Below are 541 nucleotides of genomic sequence, written 5' to 3' on the forward strand. Positions count from 1 at the left end.
AACCTAAAAGATAATAAGCCAAACTCGGAAAAACATAGAGAATTTTTAAAATCTTTAAATACCATAGGGTTAAATAATATTAGGGCTATGTATGAGGGGGTGAATGATGAAAATAGGCAAAAGAAAACAAAATCAAATACCCTGCAATCAAGTAATGAAAAACAAGACAAACAAAAAACTCGCCCCAAACTTATAGGACGACTTGCAACTACGATTATTATGAAAGATGGGCTATGGATAGGATAAAAGTAAATAAAGGAGATAAAATGAGTAAGACCTATGAAATTACAGCACCAAATAGTGCAATTATAAATGTGGATAAGCAAAGTAATGAAATAATTTTTGATAAAGACGAAGATGACGGAGAAACAGGCAAATACACCAAAGAATATTCCAAAGCTATATTTGAAGCCTATAAAATAATGCAATCCTCTAAAACTTCCTACAAACCCAACTACCTAGACCCTAACTACTACACAGGGCAGAAGTCTCATCTCTCAGAGTTTAAAGCAATCCAAAAGCTTTATTATAAAGACCCTAT

At 32.5% G+C, this 541-nt stretch carries 2 pseudogenes; both read left to right on the plus strand.

The window, feature by feature from the left end:
• Positions 1-246, plus strand: a pseudogene (locus CQA53_RS12990) (hypothetical protein); the annotation flags it as partial.
• Positions 247-266: 20 nt separating this feature from the next.
• Positions 267-541 (plus strand): annotated as a pseudogene (locus tag CQA53_RS11930) (hypothetical protein); the annotation flags it as partial.

Source organism: Helicobacter didelphidarum, assembly GCF_003364195.1.
Lineage (GTDB): Bacteria > Campylobacterota > Campylobacteria > Campylobacterales > Helicobacteraceae > Helicobacter_A > Helicobacter_A didelphidarum.